Source organism: Pseudomonas sp. PDM04, assembly GCF_014851765.1.
Taxonomy (GTDB): Bacteria; Pseudomonadota; Gammaproteobacteria; order Pseudomonadales; family Pseudomonadaceae; genus Aquipseudomonas.
The window spans coordinates 449,222-471,352 of the sequence record NZ_JACVAI010000005.1 but is presented as its reverse complement, the minus strand read 5'-3'; the positions used below and the strand labels follow the sequence as shown (position 1 = coordinate 471,352).

General features: G+C 62.8%; 19 protein-coding genes. 9 read left to right on the top strand and 10 right to left on the bottom strand.

Annotated features, from left to right (window positions below; translation table 11 throughout):
• The first annotated feature begins 22 nt into the window (after window positions 1–22).
• The 3 genes from IB249_RS21665 to IB249_RS21655 all read left to right on the top strand — a co-directional run bounded on the left by IB249_RS21665 (window position 23) and on the right by IB249_RS21655 (window position 3,947).
• The gene (locus IB249_RS21665) at window positions 23–934 is read left to right on the top strand and encodes a LysR substrate-binding domain-containing protein (RefSeq protein ID WP_192307747.1); all 912 of its coding nucleotides are present in this window, start codon (window positions 23–25) and stop codon (window positions 932–934) included.
• A gap of 111 nt (window positions 935–1,045) precedes the next feature.
• Window positions 1,046–2,344: an OprD family porin gene (locus tag IB249_RS21660; protein ID WP_192307746.1), complete on the top strand. Its 1,299-nt coding sequence runs from the start codon at window positions 1,046–1,048 to the stop codon at window positions 2,342–2,344.
• Between the two features lies 1 nt (window position 2,345).
• Window positions 2,346–3,947, top strand: a complete 1,602-nt coding sequence (locus IB249_RS21655; RefSeq protein ID WP_192307745.1) for an MFS transporter — start codon at window positions 2,346–2,348, stop codon at window positions 3,945–3,947.
• Between the two features lie 167 nt (window positions 3,948–4,114).
• Here the strand turns inward: IB249_RS21655 and IB249_RS21650 are convergent, their stop codons facing one another.
• The gene (locus IB249_RS21650; protein ID WP_192307857.1) at window positions 4,115–5,956 is read right to left on the bottom strand and encodes an amidohydrolase; all 1,842 of its coding nucleotides are present in this window, start codon (window positions 5,954–5,956) and stop codon (window positions 4,115–4,117) included.
• Between the two features lie 272 nt (window positions 5,957–6,228).
• A complete protein-coding gene (gene ycaC, locus IB249_RS21645; protein WP_192307744.1) occupies window positions 6,229–6,858 on the bottom strand; it encodes an isochorismate family cysteine hydrolase YcaC in 630 nt (209 codons plus the stop codon).
• A 312-nt stretch (window positions 6,859–7,170) separates the two neighbouring features.
• On the opposite strand from ycaC, the gene ureE reads away from it, so the two are divergent.
• From ureE to IB249_RS21620, 5 genes are all read left to right on the top strand, one after another.
• The gene (gene ureE, locus IB249_RS21640; protein WP_192307743.1) at window positions 7,171–7,671 is read left to right on the top strand and encodes an urease accessory protein UreE; all 501 of its coding nucleotides are present in this window, start codon (window positions 7,171–7,173) and stop codon (window positions 7,669–7,671) included.
• Window positions 7,668–8,342 carry an urease accessory protein UreF gene (locus IB249_RS21635; protein ID WP_192307742.1) on the top strand — a complete coding sequence of 225 codons (675 nt, stop codon included), beginning with the start codon at window positions 7,668–7,670 and terminating at the stop codon, window positions 8,340–8,342. The genes ureE and IB249_RS21635 overlap by 4 nt, the downstream gene beginning before the upstream one ends.
• Window positions 8,343–8,365: 23 nt before the next feature.
• The gene (gene ureG, locus IB249_RS21630) at window positions 8,366–8,980 is read left to right on the top strand and encodes an urease accessory protein UreG (RefSeq protein WP_192307741.1); all 615 of its coding nucleotides are present in this window, start codon (window positions 8,366–8,368) and stop codon (window positions 8,978–8,980) included.
• A 34-nt stretch (window positions 8,981–9,014) separates the two neighbouring features.
• On the top strand, window positions 9,015–9,587 hold the full coding sequence (locus IB249_RS21625) for a HupE/UreJ family protein (protein ID WP_192307740.1): 573 nt from the start codon (window positions 9,015–9,017) through the stop codon (window positions 9,585–9,587).
• Window positions 9,588–9,749: 162 nt separating this feature from the next.
• A complete protein-coding gene (locus IB249_RS21620; protein ID WP_192307739.1) occupies window positions 9,750–10,883 on the top strand; it encodes an AGE family epimerase/isomerase in 1,134 nt (377 codons plus the stop codon).
• A gap of 76 nt (window positions 10,884–10,959) precedes the next feature.
• Here the strand turns inward: IB249_RS21620 and IB249_RS21615 are convergent, their stop codons facing one another.
• The 8 genes from IB249_RS21615 to IB249_RS21580 all read right to left on the bottom strand — a co-directional run bounded on the left by IB249_RS21615 (window position 10,960) and on the right by IB249_RS21580 (window position 20,868).
• Window positions 10,960–11,730, bottom strand: coding sequence for an SDR family oxidoreductase (locus IB249_RS21615; protein ID WP_192307738.1), 771 nt, complete (start codon window positions 11,728–11,730; stop codon window positions 10,960–10,962).
• A 755-nt stretch (window positions 11,731–12,485) separates the two neighbouring features.
• Window positions 12,486–13,205, bottom strand: a complete 720-nt coding sequence (locus IB249_RS21610) for an ABC transporter ATP-binding protein (protein ID WP_192307737.1) — start codon at window positions 13,203–13,205, stop codon at window positions 12,486–12,488.
• Window positions 13,202–14,074 carry an ABC transporter ATP-binding protein gene (locus IB249_RS21605; RefSeq protein ID WP_192307736.1) on the bottom strand — a complete coding sequence of 291 codons (873 nt, stop codon included), beginning with the start codon at window positions 14,072–14,074 and terminating at the stop codon, window positions 13,202–13,204. Before IB249_RS21605 ends, IB249_RS21610 begins: the two co-directional genes overlap by 4 nt.
• Window positions 14,071–15,354, bottom strand: coding sequence for a high-affinity branched-chain amino acid ABC transporter permease LivM (livM, locus tag IB249_RS21600; protein WP_192307735.1), 1,284 nt, complete (start codon window positions 15,352–15,354; stop codon window positions 14,071–14,073). Before livM ends, IB249_RS21605 begins: the two co-directional genes overlap by 4 nt.
• Window positions 15,355–15,357: 3 nt before the next feature.
• Window positions 15,358–16,272, bottom strand: a complete 915-nt coding sequence (locus IB249_RS21595; protein ID WP_192307734.1) for an ABC transporter permease subunit — start codon at window positions 16,270–16,272, stop codon at window positions 15,358–15,360.
• Between the two features lie 171 nt (window positions 16,273–16,443).
• Complete coding sequence (locus IB249_RS21590; protein WP_192307733.1) at window positions 16,444–17,577, bottom strand: ABC transporter substrate-binding protein; 1,134 nt, start codon at window positions 17,575–17,577, stop codon at window positions 16,444–16,446.
• 355 nt (window positions 17,578–17,932) lie between these two features.
• The gene (locus IB249_RS21585; protein WP_192307732.1) at window positions 17,933–19,216 is read right to left on the bottom strand and encodes an NAD(P)/FAD-dependent oxidoreductase; all 1,284 of its coding nucleotides are present in this window, start codon (window positions 19,214–19,216) and stop codon (window positions 17,933–17,935) included.
• A 161-nt stretch (window positions 19,217–19,377) separates the two neighbouring features.
• A complete protein-coding gene (locus tag IB249_RS21580; protein ID WP_192307731.1) occupies window positions 19,378–20,868 on the bottom strand; it encodes an aldehyde dehydrogenase family protein in 1,491 nt (496 codons plus the stop codon).
• A 174-nt stretch (window positions 20,869–21,042) separates the two neighbouring features.
• On the opposite strand from IB249_RS21580, the gene IB249_RS21575 reads away from it, so the two are divergent.
• Window positions 21,043–21,945, top strand: a complete 903-nt coding sequence (locus tag IB249_RS21575) for a LysR family transcriptional regulator (RefSeq protein WP_192307730.1) — start codon at window positions 21,043–21,045, stop codon at window positions 21,943–21,945.
• Window positions 21,946–22,131: the final 186 nt, after the last annotated feature.

The following is a 22,131-nucleotide window of genomic DNA, read 5'->3' as shown; positions in this document are numbered from 1 at the left end:
CTTGAAGATCGGAGAACGATCATTGGAAGACCTCAACTCCCTCTACTACTTCACCCAAGTGGTCGAGCACGGTGGCTTCGCCCCGGCCGGCCGGGCGCTGGACATGCCCAAATCCAAGCTCAGCCGGCGCATCGCCGACCTCGAGGAGCGCCTGGGTGTACGCCTGTTGCACCGCACCAGCCGCCACTGCTCGCTGACCGAGGTTGGCCAGGCCTATTACCAGCGTTGCCTGGCCATGCGCGTGGAAGCCGAGGGTGCCGCCGAGATCATCGAGCGCAACCGCAGCGAACCCCGTGGCCTGGTGCGCATCAGTTGCCCGACCACCCTGCTGAACTTCTGGGTCGGGCCGATGCTGTCGCGCTTCATGCTCAAGTACCCCCAGGTGGAACTGTTCATCGAGAGCACCAACCGTCGCGTCGACCTGTTGCATGAAGGCATCGACGTCGCCCTGCGCGTGCGCTTTCCGCCCCTGGAAAACACCGACATGGTGATGAAGGTGCTGGGCAACAGCACCCAGTGCCTAGTCGGCCACCCCCGGTATCTCGAACAACTGCCGCCGGGCTTCGATCCGCAGGTGCTCAGCCAACTGCCGAGCGTGCATTGGGGCAGTGTCCAGCGCGAGTACCAGTGGGAGCTGATCCAGGGCGAGGACATGAACCACAGCATTGTCATCCCCCACACGCCGCGCATGGTCACCGACGACCTGTTTGCCCTGCGCCACTTCGTGGTGGCCGGCGTGGGGATCGCCCACCTGCCACGGGTGGCGGTACGCGAAGACCTGGCTGAAGGCCGACTGGTAGAGCTGTTGCCGGGCTGGCATCCGCGTTGCGGTATTGTTCATGCGATCTTCCCGTCGCGGCGCGGACTGCTGCCGTCGGTGCGCTCGCTGATCGACCACCTGGCCGAGGAGTTCAGCGTCAGCGACATGGCGTGAATCCGGGCCCGGCCGCCCTCGGCGCGGCGTCCGGGTCCGATCCAGCACATTCGTACAATCCCTGTCCCAGACGCTCCTCTACAGTGCCGGATCATCTACCCCGGAGCGCCCATGACTGCCTTGATACGTGGGCCATCCCGCGCCCTGCTTGCCACTGTCGCGATCATGACGCCGGCCCTGAGCCACGCCGATGACGAGGCGGGCTGGTCGCTGCTCAGCCGCAACTACTTTCTGCACAGCGATTTCCGTTCGCCTTCGCCCAGCGGTCAGAATTACCGCCAGGAATGGGCCCAGGGCTTCATCGGTGACATTCGCTCCGGTTTCACCGAAGGCACGTTAGGCCTGGGCTTCGATGCCCATGGCTTTGTGGGGTTCAAGCTCGACGGCGGTCGCGGCCACGCCGGCACCGGCCTGCTGCCGCGCGACAGCGACGGGCGCGCCGCGTCGGATTACTCCAGCGCCGGTGCGGCGCTGAAGTTGCGCATGGGTCACACCTTGTTGCGCTATGGCGAGATGACCGTCGAAACCCCGGTGTTCGACACCGCCGACAAACGCCTGCGTCCGGAATACGCCACCGGTTGGCTGCTGGAAAACACCGATTTGCCCGACTGGCGCCTGCAGGCGGGGCGCTTCACCGCCTTCAGCAACCAGGACAGCAGCTCGAGCGCCGAGGACTTCGACGGCTACGGCGCCAACACCGACGGTCACGCCATCAGCCTGGCAGGCGCCACCTACGCCCCCGACGGCCCGTTCGGCGGCGCACTGTTCGCCTCGCAGCTGCAGGACACCTGGCGCCAGGCCTATCTGAACCTGAACGCCAGGCAGGGTGACTGGCACCTGGACGGCAACCTCTATCAGACCCGCGACACCGGCAACGCCAGTGCCGGCGCCATCGACACCCTGGCCTACAGCGTGGCAGCCAAATACGCCTTCGGCGCCCAGGCCGTGACCCTGGCCTATCAGAAAATCGAGGGCGACACCCCGTTCGACTTCGTCGGCGGCGACTCCATCTACCTCGCCAACTCGATCAAGTACGCCGACTTCAACGGCCCGGGCGAACGCTCCTGGCAACTGCGCTACGACCTCGACATGGCCACGTTCAATGTCCCGGGCCTGAAGCTGATGGCACGTTACGTCATCGGCAGCGGCATCGATGGCACCCACGCCCCCCAGGGCGGCGCCTACAATCCATTCGACCCGGACGACGACCGCTACACACCCCAGCAAGGCAAGGGAGGCCGGCACTGGGAACGCGACGTCGACCTGAAGTACACCGTGCAGTCCGGCAGCGCCAAGGGTCTCAACCTGTCGCTGTCGCATGTCAGCCACCGCGCCAACAGCGCCCAGGCCGGCGACGACATCGACCGCCTCTACGTGATCATCGAATACCCCTTCAAAGGCACCTTCTGATATGAGCAATGCAACCTCAGGCGCCTGGAGCCCCTTGCGCAACACCACGTTCCGCATGCTGTGGATCGCCACCATCGCTTCCAACATCGGCACCTGGATGCATGAAGTGGGGGCCGGCTGGCTAATGACCACGCTGTCGGCCAGCCCGCTGCATGTGGCCCTGATCCAGGTCGCCGGCTCGCTGCCGATGTTCTTCCTCGCCCTGCCCGCGGGCGCGGCGGCGGACATCGTCGACAAGCGCCGCTACCTGTTGCTGGTGCAGTTGTGGATGTCGGCGGTCGCGCTGACCCTGGCCCTGCTGACGCTGTTCGGCATGATGAACGTCCCGCTGCTGCTGGTGCTGACCCTGGCCCTGGGCATCGGCACCGCACTGATGATGCCGGCCTGGAGTGCACTGACGCCGGAACTGGTCGGCAAGGACGAACTGTCCAACGCCGTGGCCATCTCCAGCGTCGGCATCAACGTATCGCGCGCGGTCGGCCCCGCGCTGGCCGGCGTGCTGGTGAGCCTGGTCGGGCCGTGGCTGACGTTCGCCCTCAACGCCGTGTCGTTCGCCGGGGTGATCGTGGTCCTGTTGCTGTGGAAGCGTCAGGTGCAGGAACCCTTGCTGCCGGCCGAGCGCTTTGTCGGCGCCATCCGCACCGGGCTGCGCTTCGCCCGCAGCTCGAAACCCTTGCAGGCGGTGCTGATCCGCGCCCTGGCCTTTTTCTTCTGCGCCAGCGCCGGCATGTCGCTGCTGCCGCTGATCGTGCGCGGTGAAATGCAAGGCAGCGCTGCCGACTTCGGCCTGTTGCTGGCGGCGATCGGCATCGGCGCCGTCGCTGGCGCCACCTTGTTGCCGCGCCTGCGCGAGCGGATCAGCCGGGATCGCCTGGTGGCGGCGGCGAGCCTGGTGTATGCGTTGTTTCTGCTGGCCCTGGCGTTGACGCGCAACTTCTACGCCTTGTTGCCGGCGATGTTGCTCAGCGGCGCAGCCTGGATCGCCGTGCTGTCCAACCTGCAGGTTGCGGCGCAAACCTCGGTGCCGGCCTGGGTCAGGGCCCGAGCGCTGTCGGTGTACATCCTGGTGTTTTTCGGCGCCATGGCCGCGGGCAGCTTGCTGTGGGGCAGCCTGGCCAGCCACGCCTCGATCACCCTCAGCCTGTTGCTGGCCGCCGGTGGCCTGGCCCTCGGCACGCTGGTGACCATCAGGGTGACATTGCCCAGCACCGAGGTCGAGGAGCTGACGCCGTCGCTGCACTGGCCCACGCCCTTGCTCAGCGAGGACCTGGATCGGGACGGCGGGCCGGTGATGGTCACGGTCGAGTACCACATCGAACCGGCCAAGGTCGACGCGTTCCAGAAGGCCGCGCGGGAACTGGAGGCCATGCGCAAACGCAATGGCGCGCTGTCGTGGGGGTTGATGCGCGACAGCGCCGAAGCCGAATTATGGGTGGAGTTTTTCTTCGAGGAATCCTGGCTGGAGCATTTGCGCCATCACGGCCGGGTGACCCGTGGCGAGCTGAAGATCGAAGCGCGGGTGCGGCAGCTGCAGACCGACGGGGTGCCGATCCGGATTCGCCACTTGCTGGCGGGGGCGGAAGCTAAACCACAACAGCTGTAGTGGCTGTTGCGGCCTCAGCGCGAGCAGGCTCGCTGCCACATGGAAACTGCTGCGCTGTAGCAACAGGTATCCCTATGGAGATCACTCTCCTGTGGGGGCGAGCCTGCTCGCGATGGGGCCCGCCTGAACAACACAAAAAAGGGGACCGTCACCGTCCCCCATTCACATCAAAACGCAAAGCATGAACAGCCCAACGCCCCCCAGAAACCCTGGTAGTCGTTGACCGGCACACTCGAATGCCGGGCGCGTTCGTGGCTGTGCGCATGCACCCCGCAAGGCCCGACGCACTGGTGCACCGCAGCCGCCAGCGAGGGGGCACCCGCGCGCCAGTGCCCTGGCACCTTGGCCACCGGTGACCACTCGGGCAGCACCGGCACCTGGGCCGGACCGAGCTTGTCGAATTCGCCGGCACCGTACACCACCTTGCCATCGACGACGGTCAACACCGATTCGATGCTCTTGATTGCTTCTTCGTCGACACTGAAGTAGTCCAGCGACAAGGCCGCCAGGTCCGCCAACTGGCCGACCTTGATCTGCCCCTTCTTGCCCTGCTCGCTGGAGAACCAGGCGCTGCCGTGGGTGAACAGTTGCAATGCGGTGTCGCGGCTCAGGCCTTCCGGGTACAGCGCCATGCCGCCAACGGTCTTGCCACTGACCAGCCAGTACAGCGACGTCCACGGGTTGTAGCTGGAAACACGCGTGGCGTCGGTGCCGGCGCCCACCGGGATGCCCTCGGCGAGCATGCGCTGGATGGGCGGCGTCTTCTCGGCCGCCTTGGCGCCGTAGCGATCGACGAAGTACTCACCCTGGAACGCCATGCGGTCCTGGATCGCGATCCCGCCGCCCAGCGCACGCACCCGCTCGATGTTCTTCGAACTGATGGTTTCGGCGTGATCGAAGAACCACGGCAGGCCATTGAACGGAATGTCGCGGTTGACCTTCTCGAACACGTCGAGCATGCGCGAGATCGATTCATCGTAGGTGGCGTGCAGACGGAACGGCCAGCGCTGCTCGACCAGGTGGCGCACCACCGGTTCCAGCTCCTGTTCCATGGTTTGCGGCAGGTCGGGACGCGGTTCCAGGAAGTCTTCGAAGTCCGCCGCGGAGAACACCAGCATTTCGCCCGCGCCGTTGTGGCGCAGGAAGTCGTTGCCGTCGCCGGGCTTGACCTTGGAGGTCCAGTTCTTGAAGTCGGCGAGCTCTTCCTTGGGCTTCTGGGTGAACAGGTTGTAGGCGATGCGGACGCTCAACTGACCCCGGTCGGCCAGTTCCTGGATGACCTGATAGTCGTCCGGGTAATTCTGGTAACCACCACCGGCATCGATGGCGCTGGTCAGGCCGAGGCGGTTGAGTTCGCGCATGAATTGGCGGGTCGAGTTGACCTGGTACTCCAGGGGCAGCTTCGGTCCCTTGGCCAGGGTGGCGTAGAGGATCATTGCATTGGGACGCGCGATCAACAGGCCGGTCGGTTCGCCGAACTTGTTGCGCTGGATCTCGCCACCGGGCGGGTTCGGCGTGTCCTTGGTGTAGCCCACGGCCTTGAGCGCAGCGCGATTGAGCAGGGCGCGATCGTACAGGTGCAGGAGGAACACCGGGGTATCGGGCGCCGCCTGGTTGATCTCCTCCAGGGTCGGCATGCGTTTTTCGGCGAACTGGAATTCGTTCCAGCCGCCCACCACGCGCACCCATTGCGGCGTCGGTGTGCGGGCGGCCTGATCCTTGAGCAGGCGCAAGGCGTCGGCGACCGAGGGCACGCCTTCCCAACGCAGCTCCAGGTTGTAGTTGAGGCCGCCTCGAATCAGGTGCAGGTGGGAGTCGTTCAGCCCCGGGATGACCGTACGGCCCTTGAGGTCGATGATATGCGTGGCCGAGCTTTTGTGGGCCATGGCCTCGCCATCCGTCCCCACGGCAATGAAGCGGCCGTCCTTGATGGCGACCGCTGTCGCCCGTGGATTCTCACGGTCGACCGTGTGCAGTTTGCCGTTGAACAGGATCAGGTCGGCAGTCATTGAGCCTCCCTGACTGGATGCGTAGGCGGAACCTGAAAATGGCAAGGCGGACCAGAGCGCACCGGCAGCACCGAGAATAGTGCTGTTGGCCAGGAACTGGCGGCGGCTCTTGTCGTTGGAGTCTTGGGTCATGATGGTCTCCATCTGGATGCGGCAGCGGTGGGCACGACTGCGTAGCATGCCGGGCAATGCCCGGGAGGAATTGGATGGATGTGCGGTGAACAGGCGGGCCGCCTCGGACAACGATAGTCGGTGTCCGGGGCGGCAGCGGATTACTTGGCGGTGTTGAAGGCGTTGTAGCTGGTCATCAGGTTGCGGTAGTCCGGGATGTGGTTGGAGCACAGCGCGGCCAGGCCTTCGATATCGTTGCGCCAGTCGCGGTGCAGCTCGCAGGCCACGCCGAACCAGGTCATCAGTTGTGCACCGGCCTGGCTCATGCGGTCATGGGCAGCGTCGCGGGTCATCTGGTTGAAGGTACCGGAGGCGTCGGTGACCACGAACACGTCGAACTCTTCTTCCAGCGCCGCCAGAGCCGGGAACGCTACGCAGACTTCGGTCACGACACCGGCGATGATCAGCTGTTTCTTGCCGGTGGCTTTCACAGCCTTGACGAAGTCTTCGTTGTCCCAGGCGTTGATCTGGCCAGGGCGGGCGATGTAAGGGGCATCCGGGAACAGCGCTTTCAGTTCAGGAACCAGCGGACCGTTGGGGCCTTGCTCGAAGCTGGTGGTGAGGATGGTCGGCAGGTTGAAGAACTTGGCCAGATCAGCCAGGGCCAGGACGTTGTTCTTGAACGCGTCCGGCTCGATGTCGCGGACCAGGGACAGCAGGCCAGCCTGGTGGTCGACCAGCAGCACGGCAGCGTCGTCTTTGTTCAGGCGGTTGTATTTGAATTGAGTCATGGCTGTTGCTCCTAAGGGTTTCGATTTTCAGTAGTGGGCGTGTTTCGCGTTGATGGGAGAAGATTAAAACCATCACGTTTTACCCGCTAGATAGTGAAAATCAGCCTTAGCGTTCTATTTTGTGAACGATAGACGGGCAAGCCCGCTTACGCCACAAATCAGTGCCCGTCTTGTACGGCGCGCCCCATAACGATGCAAAACCTTGGATGCATCGAATCAATCCTACGTCTCCGACAGCTGTTTCCTACGCCTCCCGGGATTGGCAAGGCCCTTGCTCTAACCTCGGTACTGTCTATTGCTGGAAGCTTTGCGATGCTGGTGATTCATCGAAGAATCGATCCTCAACCCGTCTGGGCCGCCGAGCTGCTCCTGACCTTCGAAGCGCGGAGCAAAAGCCGCCTGCGCTGTTTCAGTGCCGAGGGTGAAGACGTCGGGTTGTTTCTGGAACGCGGCCAGCCGCCGCTGTACGACGGCGAGTGCCTTGAAGCGCAGGACGGTCGCATCGTCCGCGTGTGCGCCCGTCCCGAGCAATTGCTGCACGTCACCTGTGCCAATGCGTTCGAGCTGACCCGCGCGGCCTATCATCTGGGCAATCGCCACGTGGCCCTGCAAGTGGGCGATGGCTGGCTGCGTCTGCTCGATGACTACGTGCTCAAGGCGATGCTCGAACAACTGGGCGCCCGGGTCGAGCCGGTCGAAGCTCCGTTCCAGCCCGAACACGGCGCCTACGGTGGCGGACATCACCACTCACGGCATGGCGACGAGGATTTCAACTACCCGCCGAAACTGCACCAATTCGGCGTGCGCTCATGAACCCGGCCTGGGCGCTGCTGCGCCTGGCCAGTCCGCAGTTGCCGATTGGTGGCTACAGCTATTCCCAGGGCCTGGAAATGGCCGTGGACAACGGCCGGGTGCACGACACCGCCAGCGCGCGACGCTGGATCAGCGATCAACTGTTGCTGAACCTGGCCCGTTTCGAAGCGCCCCTGCTGCTGGCCCATTGCGTGGCCGCCGCTGAAGAGGACTGGGACCGATTGCAGCAGCGTTGCGAAGAACATCGCGCCAGCCGGGAAACCCGCGAGCTGCATCAGGAGAGCCGGCAAATGGGTTACTCGTTGCAGCAACTGCTCAACGGCCTGCCGGAGCTGGACGCGCCGGCCCGCGCCTTTCTCGAGCGCCAACCCGAACCGCACCTCGCCCTGGGCTGGGCGCTGGCCGCACGCGCCTGGCACATCAGCGCGCAGGACGCCTTGGCCGCCTGGCTCTGGAGCTGGCTGGAAAACCAGTTGGCGGTGCTGATGAAAACCCTGCCGCTGGGCCAGCAAGCCGCACAGCGCCTGACCAGCGAACTGTTGCCGTTGCTGCAGCAAGCCCAGCAGGACGCCAGCCGCCTCAACCCCGAACACCTCGGCAGTGCCGCTTTCGGCCTGTCCCTGTCCTGCATGGCCCATGAGCGCCAGTACAGCCGCCTGTTCCGTTCCTAGGGCCTGTCATTTTGGAGAATCACATGAACACACAACCTCTGCGCGTCGGCATCGGCGGCCCGGTCGGTTCCGGCAAGACCGCGTTGACCCTGGCCCTGTGCCTGGCGCTGCGTGATCGCTACAACCTGGCGGTCGTGACCAACGACATCTATACCCGCGAAGACGCCGACTTCCTGGTGCGCAATCAGGCCCTCGCGCCGGAGCGGATCATCGGCGTGGAAACCGGCGGCTGCCCACACACGGCGATCCGCGAGGACGCCTCGATCAACCTCGAAGCCGTCGATCAGTTGAACCGGCGCTTCCCGGGGCTGGACCTGATTCTGGTGGAGTCCGGTGGCGACAACTTGTCCGCGACGTTCAGCCCGGAGTTGTCCGACCTGACGATCTACGTGATCGACGTCTCGGCCGGCGACAAGCTGCCGCGCAAGGGCGGCCCGGGCATCTGCAAATCCGACCTGCTGGTGATCAACAAGGTCGACCTCGCGCCGTTGGTGGGGGCGTCGCTGGAGATGATGGACAGCGACACCCAGCGCATGCGCAACGGCAAGCCGTTTGTCTTCAGCAACCAGAAAACCGGCCTGGGGCTTGAAGACATCATCGCCTTCATCGAACGCCAGGGCCTGCTGAACGCCGCCTGATCACCTTCACCGATCTCAACAAGGAAGCTTACCCATGACACTCAAACGCATTCTCGGCGCCCTGGTCCTGCTGCTGGCCCCGGCCATCGCCTTCGCCCACCCAGGCCACGGCGACAACGGTTTGATCGCCGGCATCAGCCATCCGATTGGCGGCCTCGACCACTTGCTGGCAATGCTGGCGGTCGGGCTGTGGGCGGCACAGCAGCAAGGCGCCGCACGCTGGGCCCTGCCGTGCACGTTTGTCGGCACCCTGCTACTCGGCGGACTGCTGGGTTTTGAAGGCCTGCAACTGCCGGCGCTGGAAGGCGGAATCGCCGCCTCGGTGCTGGCGCTCGGTTTGGCCGTGGCGTTGGCGGTCCGTCCGCCGTTGAGTCTGGCGGTGGTCGCGACGGCGCTGTTTGCGTTGTTCCACGGTGTGGCGCATGGCCTGGAACTGCCGGACATGACCAGCCCATGGGCGTACGCCGCAGGTTTTGTCGCCGCTACAGCGGCGCTGCATGCCGCGGGGTACGGCGTGGTCCGCGTGTTGCCGCAAGCGGCGGCGCCGCTGATTCGGGTTGCGGGGGCGGTGTCGGCGGTGACGGGTGGGTGGTTGCTGGCGGGTTGACCGGGTAATGCCGTGAGCCCCCATCGCGGGCAGGCTCGCTCCCACATTTGAAATGCGTTCATTGTGGGAGCGAGCCTGCTCGCGATCAGGGCTGACAGACACCACATCTCTCAGGCCTGCTAACATGTCGCGCAATCAACCCTGCCGTGACGACGCCAGCCAATGCCGCCTGTTTCCCGCTCCGCTTCCCAGCCTGAACTGACCGCCCTGTTTGCCACGGTGCAAGCGCATTTCCAGAACGTGATCGTGCCCCTCTGGCTCGGGCCTGGCTGGAACGCCGACATGGCGCTGCCCTACGAGGCACTGGACGCCGCGCACCAGCCATTGCCACCGCAACGTTACCGGGCCATGGCCTGCGCGCGTCAGCTGTACCTGTTTTCCAGCCTGATCGGCCAGGTGCCCGGCGCCCAGGTGCGGGCCGGCGCCCTGTTCCGCTCATTGCAGCAACACTTCCATGACGCCGAACACGGCGGCTGGTTCTACAGCATCGATCCACAAGGCGCGCCTCTGGATCAGCGCAAGGACCTCTACACCCACGCCTTCATCATCTTTGCCTGCGCCCATTACTGGGACAAGGTCCGCGAACCGCTGGTGGAGTCGGTGCTCAATGCGGCGCTGCAAGTGGTTGCCCAACGCTTCGCCACGGGCGACGGCCTGTACGAAGCCTGCCTGGAACGCGACTGGTCGTCGCTGGACAGCGGTCCCCTGCAAAACCCGCTGATGCACCTGGCAGAAGCCTTTCTCGCCACCCTGTCGGTGCGCGAAGACCCCGCCGTACAGACCGCACTCATCGAGTTGTGCAGCGCCATGCAACAGCGCTTCATCGACCCCGAACACGGGGTGCTGATGGAGAAACCGCTGGGGGCTGTGGATAACTGGTTCGAACCGGGGCACCAGTTCGAGTGGTATTTCCTGCTGCAATCTTCGCCGCTGTTGCGCGACTCGGTGCTGCACGCGTCCCTGAAGCGCGCCTTTACCTTTACCGAGCGATTGGGCGTCGACCAACAGACCGGAGCGGTCAAGGCAACGCTGGTTCTGCAGGCGGACGGCCAGCCCCGCGACGCGACACAGCGCATCTGGGCCCAGGCGGAATACCTGCGCGCGCTGACGCTGAGACCGGACAGCGAAGCCCACGTACTGCGGCAATTGCAGACCCTGCAACGGCGCTTTCTGCACGCGGGCGGCTGGCACGAATGTCGCGCGGTCAACGGTGAGGTCAGCCGTCGCGACATGCCGTCGACCACGCCCTATCACCTGGCGACCTGCTATCGCGGACTGCTCGATTATCTGCAGTGACGGGTAGGCTCGCTCTCACAGGGTATGCACACCACCTGTGGGAGAGAGCCTGCTCGCGAATGGCCCTTACTCGGCCTTAAGCCTCGCCACGCGTGCGATCAATCGCAAAACCCGCCCAGGTCTGGCTCACTGGCATCAATTCCAGGCTGTTGATGTTGATGTGGGCCGGGGCGTTGAGCACCCAGAAAATCGTGTCGGCAATGTCCTGCGGCTGGATCGGTTCGGCACCGGCGTAGGTCGCGTTGTAACGCTCCTGGTCCCCGGCGAAACGCACCAGCGAGAACTCGCTCTCGCACAGGCCCGGCTCGATGTTGCTGACGCGCACGCCCGTGCCTTGCAGGTCGCAGCGCAGGTTCAGCGAGAACTGCTGGACGAAGGCCTTGGTCCCGCCGTAGACATGGCTGCCCGGGTACGGGTAGTTGCCGGCGACCGATCCCAGGTTGACGATACCCGCACCGCGACCATGGGCAATCAGGCGCGGCAGCAGCAGACGAGTGCTGTACATCAGGCCCTTGATATTGGTGTCGACCATGGTGTCCCAATCATCGAGGTTGCACTTCGGTGCCGGGTCCACACCCAATGCCAGGCCGGCGTTATTGATCAGCCCGCGCAGCTTGGCAAAGGATGGCGGCAAGCTGGCAATCGCCGCCTCCATGGCCTTGCGATCACGCACATCGAGCACCAGGCCATGGACCTCAGTCTGCTTCGACAATTCGGCGCACAGGGCATTCAGGCGCTCTTCACGACGGCCGGTCAGCACCAGTTTCCAACCCGCCTCGGCGAATCGACGGGCACAGGCTTCACCAAAACCGGACGTCGCGCCGGTAATAAACAGGGTGTTGGACATCGTGTTCTCCTTGCTTGGGCTGACTGACAGCCCTGGAATGGAAATTCAGCTGGCAGCATGCCCGCCTTGACTCGCACCGGCAACCGGGTTCGCTGTACAAAAAACAACCACATCGCTGGGTGCCTTATCCGCCGTGGTCTGTAGCCATGTACCCGCACGTTATCCACAGGCGGCTCCACAGTTTCCGGGGGCAAGTGAATACGCTGCACGCCGCTGTGCACAAGGCCTGGCGGGCAGAATGCAAAGTTTTTTGCTTGACCCTGGATCGCTCACTGTGCACCCCGGGCCCCGTTGCCGAAGCGGACCGCCCCATCACCGATGGCGCCAAGCCAGTAACGACGGCCCTCAGCCGAGTCTTTCCAGAGTTTAACCACAGAGTTATCCACAGGCTGTGCCCGGCCGTTTCACCTCGCTGGCGGGCCCAATAAAAAGGTTGACATTACCGGCATTCAGACGGGCAAAAGCAGCTGATCAAAAAACAACCGCATCGCTGCAAGCCACGATTTCAAAGGCTTTCAGCCAGCTACTCCCACGTTATTCACAGCCGGCTCCACAGCAAACGGGGACAAGTCAAAAGCGTGGCGAAACAATTATTTACAGCGGCTTTATGTCGCGCTTTCGGAGCTTGGAAAATTTGTTTTCCACAATGGGCCAATGTCCCTTTGGCAGCGGCTTGCTCCCACAAGGAATCGAGGGTGGCCAGCAATAAAAAAGCCCCGACGATCACTCGTCGGGGCTGTGGGTATCAGCGAGGCTCAATGCCCGCCGAGGTAGGCGTTGCGCACATCCTCGTTGACCAGCAGCTCCTTGCCGGTGCCGCTCATGCGGATCTCGCCGTTGACCATCACATAGGCCCGGTCAGACAGCCGAAGCGCGTGGTTGGCGTTCTGCTCGACCAGGAAGATGGTCATGCCGGTCTTGGCCAGTTCCCGCAGGGTCGCGAAGATCTGTTTCACCACGATGGGTGCCAGGCCCAGGCTCGGCTCATCGAGCAACAGCAGCTTCGGGCGGCTCATGAGTGCGCGGGCGATGGCGAGCATTTGCTGCTCGCCACCGGACATGGTCATGGCCCGCTGAGTCCGCCGTTCCTTGAGGCGCGGAAACAGCTCGAACATGCGCTGCATGTCCTCGGTGGCGTACTTGTCACCGATCGGGATGGTGCCCATGAGCAGGTTTTCTTCGACTGTCATGTCGGGGAACACCCGCCGGCCTTCCGGCGACTGGGCGATACCGTTGGACGCGATGTAGTGCGACGACTTGTGGGTGATGTCCACGCCCTGATAGAGGATCTGCCCGTCCGCCGCCCGTGGCTGGCCGAAAATCGACATCAGCAGGGTCGATTTGCCGGCCCCGTTGGAGCCGATCAGGCTGACGGTTTCACCTTCGTCGATGTGCAGCGAGACTTTTTTCAGGGCCTGGATCGGGCCGTAGAACACGTCCAGGTTCTTCAGTTCGAGGATGGGAGCCTTGGTCATACGAGCTCCTCTTCATCGGCGCCCAGGTAGGCGGCAATCACTTTCGGATCGTTGCGGATGTCATCGGGGCCGCCCTCGGCAATGACAATGCCGTGGTCCAGGACCACGATGTGGTCGGAAATGCTCATCACCATGCCCATGTCGTGTTCAATCAGCACCACGGTCAGATCGTGCTCGTCGCGCAGCAGCCGGATCATCGCGCTCAGCGCTTCGGTTTCCTGAGGGTTGAGGCCGGCGGCCGGTTCGTCGAGGCAGATGATCTGCGGACGGGTGCACATGGCACGGGCGATTTCCAGACGGCGTTGCTGACCATAGGACAGCTCACCGGCCAGGCGGTTGGCGCAGTCCACCAGATCCACCACTTCCAGCCAGTAGAAGGCGTGGTCCAGCGCATCGCTTTCAGCCTTGCGGTAGCCCTTGGTGTTGAGAATGCCAGCCAGCATGTTGCGGTTGACCCACATGTGCTGGGCCACCAGCAGGTTTTCCAGCACCGACATTTCCTTGAACAGGCGAATGTTCTGGAACGTGCGGGCCAGCCCCGCGCGGTTCACCAGGTGGGTGCCGCCGAACATCTTGTAGTACATCCGGCTGAGGAAGGACTTCGGCGAAACGAAATCCACCGGTTTGAAAGACTCGCCCAGCAACTGGATGACGTTGGTCTTTTCGCCACGCACATTGAGTTCGATCTTGCCGCCGGAGGCCTTGTAGAAACCGGTCAGGCAGTTGAACACCGTGGTCTTGCCGGCACCGTTGGGGCCGATCAGGGCGAAGATCGAGTTGCGGTGCACCTTCAGGCTGACATCGCTCAACGCCTTGATGCCGCCGAAGTGCATCATCAGCTTCTCGACCGAGAGTACGACTTCGCTCATGGCGCTACTCCTTTACGCGGGGTCACACCGGTACGGCTGATCCGAATCAGGCCGCGCGGTCGCCAGATCATCATCAACACCATCAGGACGCCAAACAGCAGCACGCGGTATTCCGCGAAGCCACGCAACAGTTCCGGGGCCACGGTCAGCACGAATGCGGCTATGACGACGCCGATGGTCGAGCCCATGCCACCGAGCACCACGATAGCGAGGATCAGGGCCGATTCGAAGAAGGTGAAGGACGTCGGGTTGACGAAGCCCTGGTAGGTGGCGAAGAACACCCCGGCCAGACCGGCGGTGGAGGCACCGATGGTGAACGCCGAAAGCTTGACCAGCACATGGTTCAGCCCCATGGAACGGCAGGCGATCTCGTCTTCGCGCAGGGCTTCCCAGGCGCGGCCGACCGGCATCTTGACCAGCCGATGCTTGATGTACAGCACGGCCAGCACCACCAGGAACAACACCGCGTAAATGAAGTAGTACTTCACGTCCGGGTTGTAGGCGATGCCGAAGAACTCATGGAACGGCACCCCGCCGTCCTTGGCCCGCTTGCCGAACTCCAGACCGAAGAAGGTCGGGAGCGGCGCCGGCATGCCGTTCGGGCCACCGGTGAGCGATAGCCAGTTGTTGAGCACCAGCCGGATGATTTCGCCGAAACCCAGGGTCACGATCGCCAGGTAGTCACCGTGCAATCGCAGTACCGGGAAGCCGAGGATGCACCCTGCCAGCCCGGCCGTGATCGCCGCCAGCGGCAACACGGTCCAGAACCCCAGGCCGAGGTATTGATAGCCCAGCGCCAGGCCATAGGCACCAATGGCGTAGAAGGCCACATAGCCGAGGTCGAGCAGGCCGGCCAGGCCGACCACGATGTTCAGGCCCAGGCCCAGCAACACGTAGATCAGGCCGAGGATGACCACGCCCAGCAGGTAGGAGTTGGAAAAGAACGGGAACACCACGGCGATGACGATCAACAGCGGAATGATCCAGCGCAGGCGTGATTTGTAGTCGGGCGGCAGTACGTGCACACCGGAACCGGTGCTTTCAAAACCCTCGAGGATTTTCAGGCCCCTGGAGGTCTGCAGGAAGGTGCTCAGGGCAAAGCGACCGGCCATGACGATGGCGACGATCCACGCCACCCGCGTGGTTTCCAGGTTGAAGCCATAGCCATCGAGCACGACGCCGACAATCGGCCCGAACACGATCAGGGCAACGAGGCCGGCGAGAATCGCATCAACCAGACTTTTCTTTAGATCAATGGTTTTTTTAGTGGTTGAAGACATCGCTTACACCTTCGACACAAGAGGACGGCCGAGCAGGCCTTGAGGCCGAAAGACCAGAACGAGAACCAGCAGCGAAAAGCTGAAGACGTCTTTGTAGTCCGAGTTGACCAGGCCGGAGAACAGCGACTCGGAAATCCCGAGGATGATCCCGCCCAGCATGGCGCCAGGCAGCGAGCCGATGCCACCGAGTACCGCGGCGGTGAACGCCTTGATGCCGATGACGAACCCTGCGTAGAAGTCGAACGTGCCGTAGTTCATGGTGATCAGCACGCCGGCCAGGGCCGCCATCGCTGCACCGATGATGAATACGTAGGAGATCACCCGGTCGGTGTTGATCCCCAGAATCGAGGCCATCTTGCGGTCTTGCTGGGTCGCGCGGCACATGCGGCCGAGCTTGGTGTACTTGATGACGTAGGTCAGCAAGGCCATGCCGGCGAAGGCGGCGACCAGGATGAAGATCTTGGTGTAGGTGAGCTGGACGAAGCCAGTGCCGATGTCGATCCGCCATGCACCGGTCAACAGCGTGGGCACACCCTGTTGGCGAGCCCCCTGGCTGATCTGGGCATAGTTTTGCAGGATCAGCGAGATCCCGATGGCGCTGATCAGCGGTGCCAGCCGGGTGGAGTTGCGCAGGGGCTTGTAGGCGATGCGCTCGATGACCCAGCCATACACCCCGGTGACGACAATGGTGAACACCAGTGTGCCGAGCATCAGCAAAGGGAAGGATTCAATACCGAAGTAAGCCAGCAGTGCCAGACTGATTGCCGCGAGGTAAGCGGAAATCATGTAAACCTCGCCGTGGGCGAAGTTGATCATGCCAATGATGCCATAGACCATTGTGTAGCCGATGGCGATCAGGCCATAGACCGACCCGAGGGTCAGGCCGTTGACCAGTTGCTGCAGGAAAATACCATCCATAACGCAATCTCACGCATTTGAGAGACTGCACAGAAGCCGCCTGCGACGGACCGGGGTTCAGCCGCCGGCGCAATTCGGTTGTGTGCAGCTCTACAAGAAAAGACAAGTACTGCACGGACATGGCTGTTGGAAGCCCGGCGCACCAGGCGCCGGGCGGCTCAGCAGGTCATATCACTTCTGCTTGTCCAACTGATGGTATTTGCCGTTCGCATCCCACTCGTAAACCACGTAGTCGGAGACTTTCAGGTCACCCTTGCTGTCCCAGGTCTTTTCACCCATGACGGTTTTGACCGGGTTGGCCTTCAGCCAGGCAGCGGCTTTCTCGCCTTCGTTGGATTTGGCGCCATTGAAGGCAGCGGCCAGGGCCTGGACCGACGCGTAGGCATACAGGGTGTAGCCTTCAGGCTCGGTGCCGGCTTTGCGGAAGGCGTCTACCACAGCCTTGCTGTCTGGCAGCAGGCGCGGGTCGGCACCGAAGGTCATCAGCACGCCGTTGGTGTATTGCGGACCACCAGCGGTGGTCACCAGTTCATCGGTCACGATGCCGTCATCGGACATGAACTTCACGTCCTTCAGGCCTTCGGTACGCAGTTGCTTGACCAGTGGACCCGCCTCTGGGTGCAGGCCACCGAAGTAGACCACGTCGGCACCGGCCGCACGGATCTTGGTGACCACGGCGCTGAAGTCTTTCTCACCACGGGTCAGGCCTTCGTACAGCACTGGCTTCACGCCGCGTTTTTCCAGCTGAGCCTTGGTGGCATCCGCCAGGCCCTGGCCGTAGGTGTCCTTGTCGTGCAGCACGACGACTTTCTTGCCCTTGAGCACGTCGACGATGTAGTCGCCGGCCACGATGCCCTGCTGGTCGTCACGCCCGCACATACGGAACATGGCGCTCAGGCCGCGCTCGGTGACCTGCGGGTTGGTGGAACCCGGGGTGATGGCGATGATGCCCGCTTCGTCGTAGATCTCGGAGGCCGGGATGGTCGACGAGGAACAGAAGTGGCCAACCACGCCTGCCACTTTCTGGTTGGTCAGGTCCTTGGCGACCGTCACAGCCTGCTTCGGTTCGCAGGCGTCATCGCCCTTGACCAGTACGATTTTTTCCCCGTTCACGCCGCCTGCTGCGTTGACCGCATCGGCCGCTGCCTGTGCACCCTTCATGTATTGTTCGCCAAATGCCGCGTTGGCGCCCGTCATTGGACCCGCTACGCCGATCTTGATGTCGGCCTGAGCAAACGCAGAAACACCCAACGCAGTAGCCACTGCGAGGGCCAGAAAGCCTTTCTTGTAAAACGTCTGGGACATGAGGTGGTGCTCCAAGGTTTTTTTTGATTTGGCACTGCGACTTCACTGAATGCTCAGAGCAAGGGCCGTGCCATCGGTTTTTTATTCTGAAAAAAGTCGCTGCTTTATTGTTTTTACGACTGTTTCGTTCCCATTTTCATTGGGCGTGCAACCGTCTAAACCGCGGAAGGTGAAACCGTTTGTTTCTATAGGCGCAACCCGCCCGCGCCATCATTGCAACCGCGACCCCAAACGGCGTGCAACCCGCCTGTAACAATGCACGTAACCGAAGTGCACACTGCTGGTGCGGGGACTGCTACAACCCGCACCATTACAGGCTAGTCGCTACACCGAAAAGCGCCGGGAATTTCAGCATTCAGATCACGATGCGCAGGCACTGGCCCGCGTGATACAGCGAAAATCCGGCCTCATACAGACAGCTGCGCAAACCCACCCCGGCCACCGGCTGCATGGGCGCGAAAGGAATCGGCAACGCCTGAGGATTTCCGTTACACAGGTAGTCGGCGAAGGCCTTGCCGACCACCGTGCCCGTGGTCACACCGCGCCCGTTGTAACCGGTGACGGCCACCAGCCCAGGCGCCGGTTCGAACAGGCGCATCAGGTGATCGGGAGTAAAGGCGATGCGACCGGTCCAGGTGCATTCCCACTCCACCGGCTTGAGGTAGGGGAAGTAGTGCTGCTGGACCCGATCGGCCCAGGCCTTGAGGAACCAGGTCGGTTTCTGATTGCCATTGCCCAGGCTGCCGAGCAACAACCGACCGTCCTTGTCCCGACGAATGCTGCTGAGCACCTGGCGGGTGTCCCAGGAGCCCTGGCCACCCGGCAGAATGCGCTGCGCAGCCTCGTCAGTGAGCGGCACGGAGGCCACCTGATAGTAATAACCGGGGAAAAAATTGCGCCGCAACTGCGTCCAGTCGCCTTCGGTGTAGGCGTTGGACGCGATGACCACCTGCTCGGCAAGCACCGAACCCTGCGCCGTCTGCACCGACCAGCGTTGGCCCTGACGTTCCAGGTGCGTGACGGGTGAATGATCGAACAACTGACCGCCAAGGCCCACGGCCGCCTTGGCCAGACCGGTGGTGTAGGCCATCGGATTGATCGTGCCAGCACGCCGGTCAAGCAGCGCGGCGGCGATCTTTTTCGTCCCGGTGGCTTGCTCGCACGCCTGGCCGGTCAACAGTTCGACCGGGGCGCCGCGACGTTTCCACTGTCGCTCCCGACTGCGCAGATCCGCTTCGCCACGGGCGTTGTGCGCCATGTGCAGCGTACCTTCACGGCGTAACTGGCAATCGATGTTGTATTTGTCCACCAGGCTGAACACCAGCGCGGGTGCCGCGCCCAGCATGCGATTGAGCTGACTGCCGACCGCTTCGCCAAAACCGGCTTCGATCTCGTCCGGTGGAATCCACATGCCGGCGTTCACCAGCCCGACATTGCGCCCCGAACCACCATGGCCGGCCCGATGGGCTTCCAGCACACAGACCGTCTTGCCTTGCTCCAGCAGATGCACCGCCGCCGACAGGCCGGTGAAGCCGGCACCGATGACGCACACATCAACCGTGACGTCGCCCTTGAGCGCCGCCTGGTCAGGCCTTTGCGGCGTCAGTTTTTCCCACAGGCATTCTTCGCGTAAAGGCATTGCCAGACTCCAACAGAAACCCAACAAAAACACGTGTTCATTATTGAATGTGGGAGCGAGCCTGCTCGCGATAGCGTCGTCACATTCAAAAAAGAGGTGACTGACAGATCGCTATCGCGAGCAGACTCGCTCCCACAGGGGATATCACTCGGGTTCGAGATTCAGTCGAACGTGATGCCCTGCGCCAACGGCAATTCCAGCGAGTAGTTCACGGTGTTGGTCTGACGGCGCATGTAGGCGCGCCAGGCGTCGGAGCCGGATTCGCGACCACCGCCGGTTTCTTTCTCGCCACCAAACGCACCGCCGATTTCCGCGCCGCTAGGGCCGATGTTGACGTTGGCGATGCCGCAGTCGCTGCCCACCGCCGACATGAATTTCTCGGCTTCACGCACGTCGGTGGTGAAGATGCACGAGGACAGGCCTTGTGGCACGGCGTTGTTCAGGTGCAGGGCTTCGTCGAAGTCGTTGTAGCCGATCACATACAGGATTGGCGCGAAGGTCTCGTGGCGGACCACATCGCTCTGTTCCGGCATTTCAACGATCGCCGGCGAAACGTAGTAAGCGTTCGGGTACTGGTCTTCGAGCTGGCGCTTGCCGCCGAAAACGCGGCCGCCTTCGCTCAACGCCTGTTCCAGCGCGTCCTGCATGTTGTCGAAGCTGTGCTTGTCGATCAGCGGACCGATCAGGTTGCCTTCCAGTGGATTGCCGATGCGCACTTTGGCATAGGCGGCTTTCAGACGGGTGACGATTTCTTCCTTCACCGATTCGTGGGCGATCAGGCGACGCAGGGTGGTGCAACGCTGGCCGGCGGTGCCGACGGCGCTGAACAGAATCGCGCGAACGGCCATGTCCAGGTCGGCGCTCGGGCCGAGGATCATGGCGTTGTTGCCGCCCAGTTCCAGGATGCTGCGGGCAAAGCGTGCGGCGATCTTCGGCGCCACTTCACGCCCCATGCGCGTGCTGCCGGTGGCGCTGACCAGCGCCACGCGCGGATCGTCGACCAGGGCTTCGCCGGCGTCGCGGCCACCGATGATGACCTGGCTGAGGTGTGGCGGAGCGTCGCTGAAGTTTTTCAGCACGCGCTCGAACAGTGCCTGGCAGGCCAGGGCGGTCAGCGGGGTTTTCTCCGACGGCTTCCAGATCACCGGGTTGCCGCAGACCAGCGCCAGCGTGGTGTTCCAGGCCCAGACCGCCACCGGGAAGTTGAATGCGCTGATCACGCCGACGACGCCCAGCGGGTGCCAGGTTTCGCGCATGTGGTGGCCAGGACGCTCGGAAGCGATGGTCAGACCGTACAACTGGCGGGACAGGCCGACGGCGAAATCGCAGATGTCGATCATTTCCTGAACTTCGCCCAGGCCTTCCTGGGTGATCTTGCCGGCTTCCCACGACACCAGCTCGCCCAGGTCGGCCTTGTACTCGCGCAGGACCTCGCCAAATTGCCGCACCAGCTCGCCACGGCGTGGGGCCGGAACCTTGCGCCACAGTTCGAACGCATGATCTGCACGACTGATGTGCTGCTCGACCTCAGCGGCGCCCTCCCAGTTCACGGCGCCGATCCGGCTGCCATCGATCGGCGAATGCACCGGCACTTTGCCGTTCTGGTACAGGGCCGGGTTTACACCAAGACGATCAAGCAATGCGGCAACCATGGGTCACTCCTCAAGCAAAAAACAGGAAACGTGCAGCCGGAATTTCTCGACTGATCAGGCCTGTAGTTTTAGCTCGCCGAAGGTTACCCAACAAACGACCTTTAAGAGAGATATCATTCCGTTTATTCATGCTGCGAATTGCTGGTCAGAAAGAATCCGGAAATAGGACACGCCATGCTGAATAAACGCTACCTGCCGTCGATCACCGCCCTCCAGTGTTTCGAGGCTGTGACCCGGCATTTGAGCTTCACACGGGCCGCCGAAGAGCTGAACCTGACCCAGAGCGCGGTCAGCAAACAGGTCGCACAACTGGAAGAGTTGTTGCAACACCTGCTGTTCCGCCGGGTACGCCGGCGTCTGCAAATGACCCCGGCCGGTGATCTGTACCTGGTAGAGGTCCGAAAAATCCTCACCCAGGTCGAAATGTCGACGCATTACCTGCGTTCCTACGGCGGCGAAACCGAGGTCCTGCGCGTCTCGACCCCACCGACCTTCGGCGCCCGCTGGCTGGTGCCCCGCCTGAAAGGCTGGCGCTTGCGGCACCCGTCGATCCACCTGGACCTGTGCAGCGAACAGGAAGCCGATGACCTGCTGCAAGGCCGCAGCGACCTGGCGTTCTATTTCGGCCAGGGCTCACGGCCGCGCAGCGAATGCCTGAAACTGTTCGGCGAAGAGCTGGTGCCGGTGTGCTCGCCGGCCAGTCTGCCGACCAAACCCTTCACCGACCCCACCCAGCTCACGGAACTGGTCCTGCTGCAAAACGCCTCCCGGCCCCAGGCGTGGCACGACTGGTTCGACAGCCAGGGCTACCACACCGAACACAGCTACCACGGTCCGCGCTTCGAAACCTTCTACATGTGCATCCGCGCCGCCCAGGTCGGCTGCGGCGTGGCACTGTTGCCACGGTTTCTGGTGGAAGAGGAATTGGCCGACGGCAAACTGGTCATTCCCTGGCAGCATGCGATGCCCAGTTCTGACGCCTATTACCTGGCGTACCCGGAGCATTCGGCGGAAGTGCCCAAGGTGCGGGATTTCGTGCAGTGGATGCTGGAGCAGATCGACAGCCCCATAACTTGAGGCTTGCTCAATCCCTGTGGGAGCGGGCTTGCTCGCGAAAGCGATATGTCATCCAACATTGATGTCCACTGACATACCGCTTTCGCGAGCAAGCCCGCTCCCACAAGGATCGCAGCCACCTGAGAAATTGCTGGTAATTGCCGCCACCGATATGCGCCACTATGCGTATTCAATGTGGAGAACCCC

What these genes read in the sequence shown, in the direction of transcription:
- IB249_RS21660 (WP_192307746.1), top strand. Translation starts at nt 1,046, where the DNA reads ATGACTGCCTTGATACGTGGGCCATCCCGCGCCCTGCTTGCCACTGTC.
- IB249_RS21655 (WP_192307745.1), top strand. Translation starts at nt 2,346, where the DNA reads ATGAGCAATGCAACCTCAGGCGCCTGGAGCCCCTTGCGCAACACCACG.
- IB249_RS21650 (WP_192307857.1), bottom strand. Translation starts at nt 5,956, where the DNA reads ATGACTGCCGACCTGATCCTGTTCAACGGCAAACTGCACACGGTCGAC.
- ycaC (WP_192307744.1), bottom strand. Translation starts at nt 6,858, where the DNA reads ATGACTCAATTCAAATACAACCGCCTGAACAAAGACGACGCTGCCGTG.
- ureE (WP_192307743.1), top strand. Translation starts at nt 7,171, where the DNA reads ATGCTGGTGATTCATCGAAGAATCGATCCTCAACCCGTCTGGGCCGCC.
- IB249_RS21635 (WP_192307742.1), top strand. Translation starts at nt 7,668, where the DNA reads ATGAACCCGGCCTGGGCGCTGCTGCGCCTGGCCAGTCCGCAGTTGCCG.
- ureG (WP_192307741.1), top strand. Translation starts at nt 8,366, where the DNA reads ATGAACACACAACCTCTGCGCGTCGGCATCGGCGGCCCGGTCGGTTCC.
- IB249_RS21625 (WP_192307740.1), top strand. Translation starts at nt 9,015, where the DNA reads ATGACACTCAAACGCATTCTCGGCGCCCTGGTCCTGCTGCTGGCCCCG.
- IB249_RS21620 (WP_192307739.1), top strand. Translation starts at nt 9,750, where the DNA reads ATGCCGCCTGTTTCCCGCTCCGCTTCCCAGCCTGAACTGACCGCCCTG.
- IB249_RS21615 (WP_192307738.1), bottom strand. Translation starts at nt 11,730, where the DNA reads ATGTCCAACACCCTGTTTATTACCGGCGCGACGTCCGGTTTTGGTGAA.
- IB249_RS21610 (WP_192307737.1), bottom strand. Translation starts at nt 13,205, where the DNA reads ATGACCAAGGCTCCCATCCTCGAACTGAAGAACCTGGACGTGTTCTAC.
- IB249_RS21605 (WP_192307736.1), bottom strand. Translation starts at nt 14,074, where the DNA reads ATGAGCGAAGTCGTACTCTCGGTCGAGAAGCTGATGATGCACTTCGGC.
- livM (WP_192307735.1), bottom strand. Translation starts at nt 15,354, where the DNA reads ATGTCTTCAACCACTAAAAAAACCATTGATCTAAAGAAAAGTCTGGTT.
- IB249_RS21595 (WP_192307734.1), bottom strand. Translation starts at nt 16,272, where the DNA reads ATGGATGGTATTTTCCTGCAGCAACTGGTCAACGGCCTGACCCTCGGG.
- IB249_RS21590 (WP_192307733.1), bottom strand. Translation starts at nt 17,577, where the DNA reads ATGTCCCAGACGTTTTACAAGAAAGGCTTTCTGGCCCTCGCAGTGGCT.
- IB249_RS21585 (WP_192307732.1), bottom strand. Translation starts at nt 19,216, where the DNA reads ATGCCTTTACGCGAAGAATGCCTGTGGGAAAAACTGACGCCGCAAAGG.
- IB249_RS21580 (WP_192307731.1), bottom strand. Translation starts at nt 20,868, where the DNA reads ATGGTTGCCGCATTGCTTGATCGTCTTGGTGTAAACCCGGCCCTGTAC.
- IB249_RS21575 (WP_192307730.1), top strand. Translation starts at nt 21,043, where the DNA reads ATGCTGAATAAACGCTACCTGCCGTCGATCACCGCCCTCCAGTGTTTC.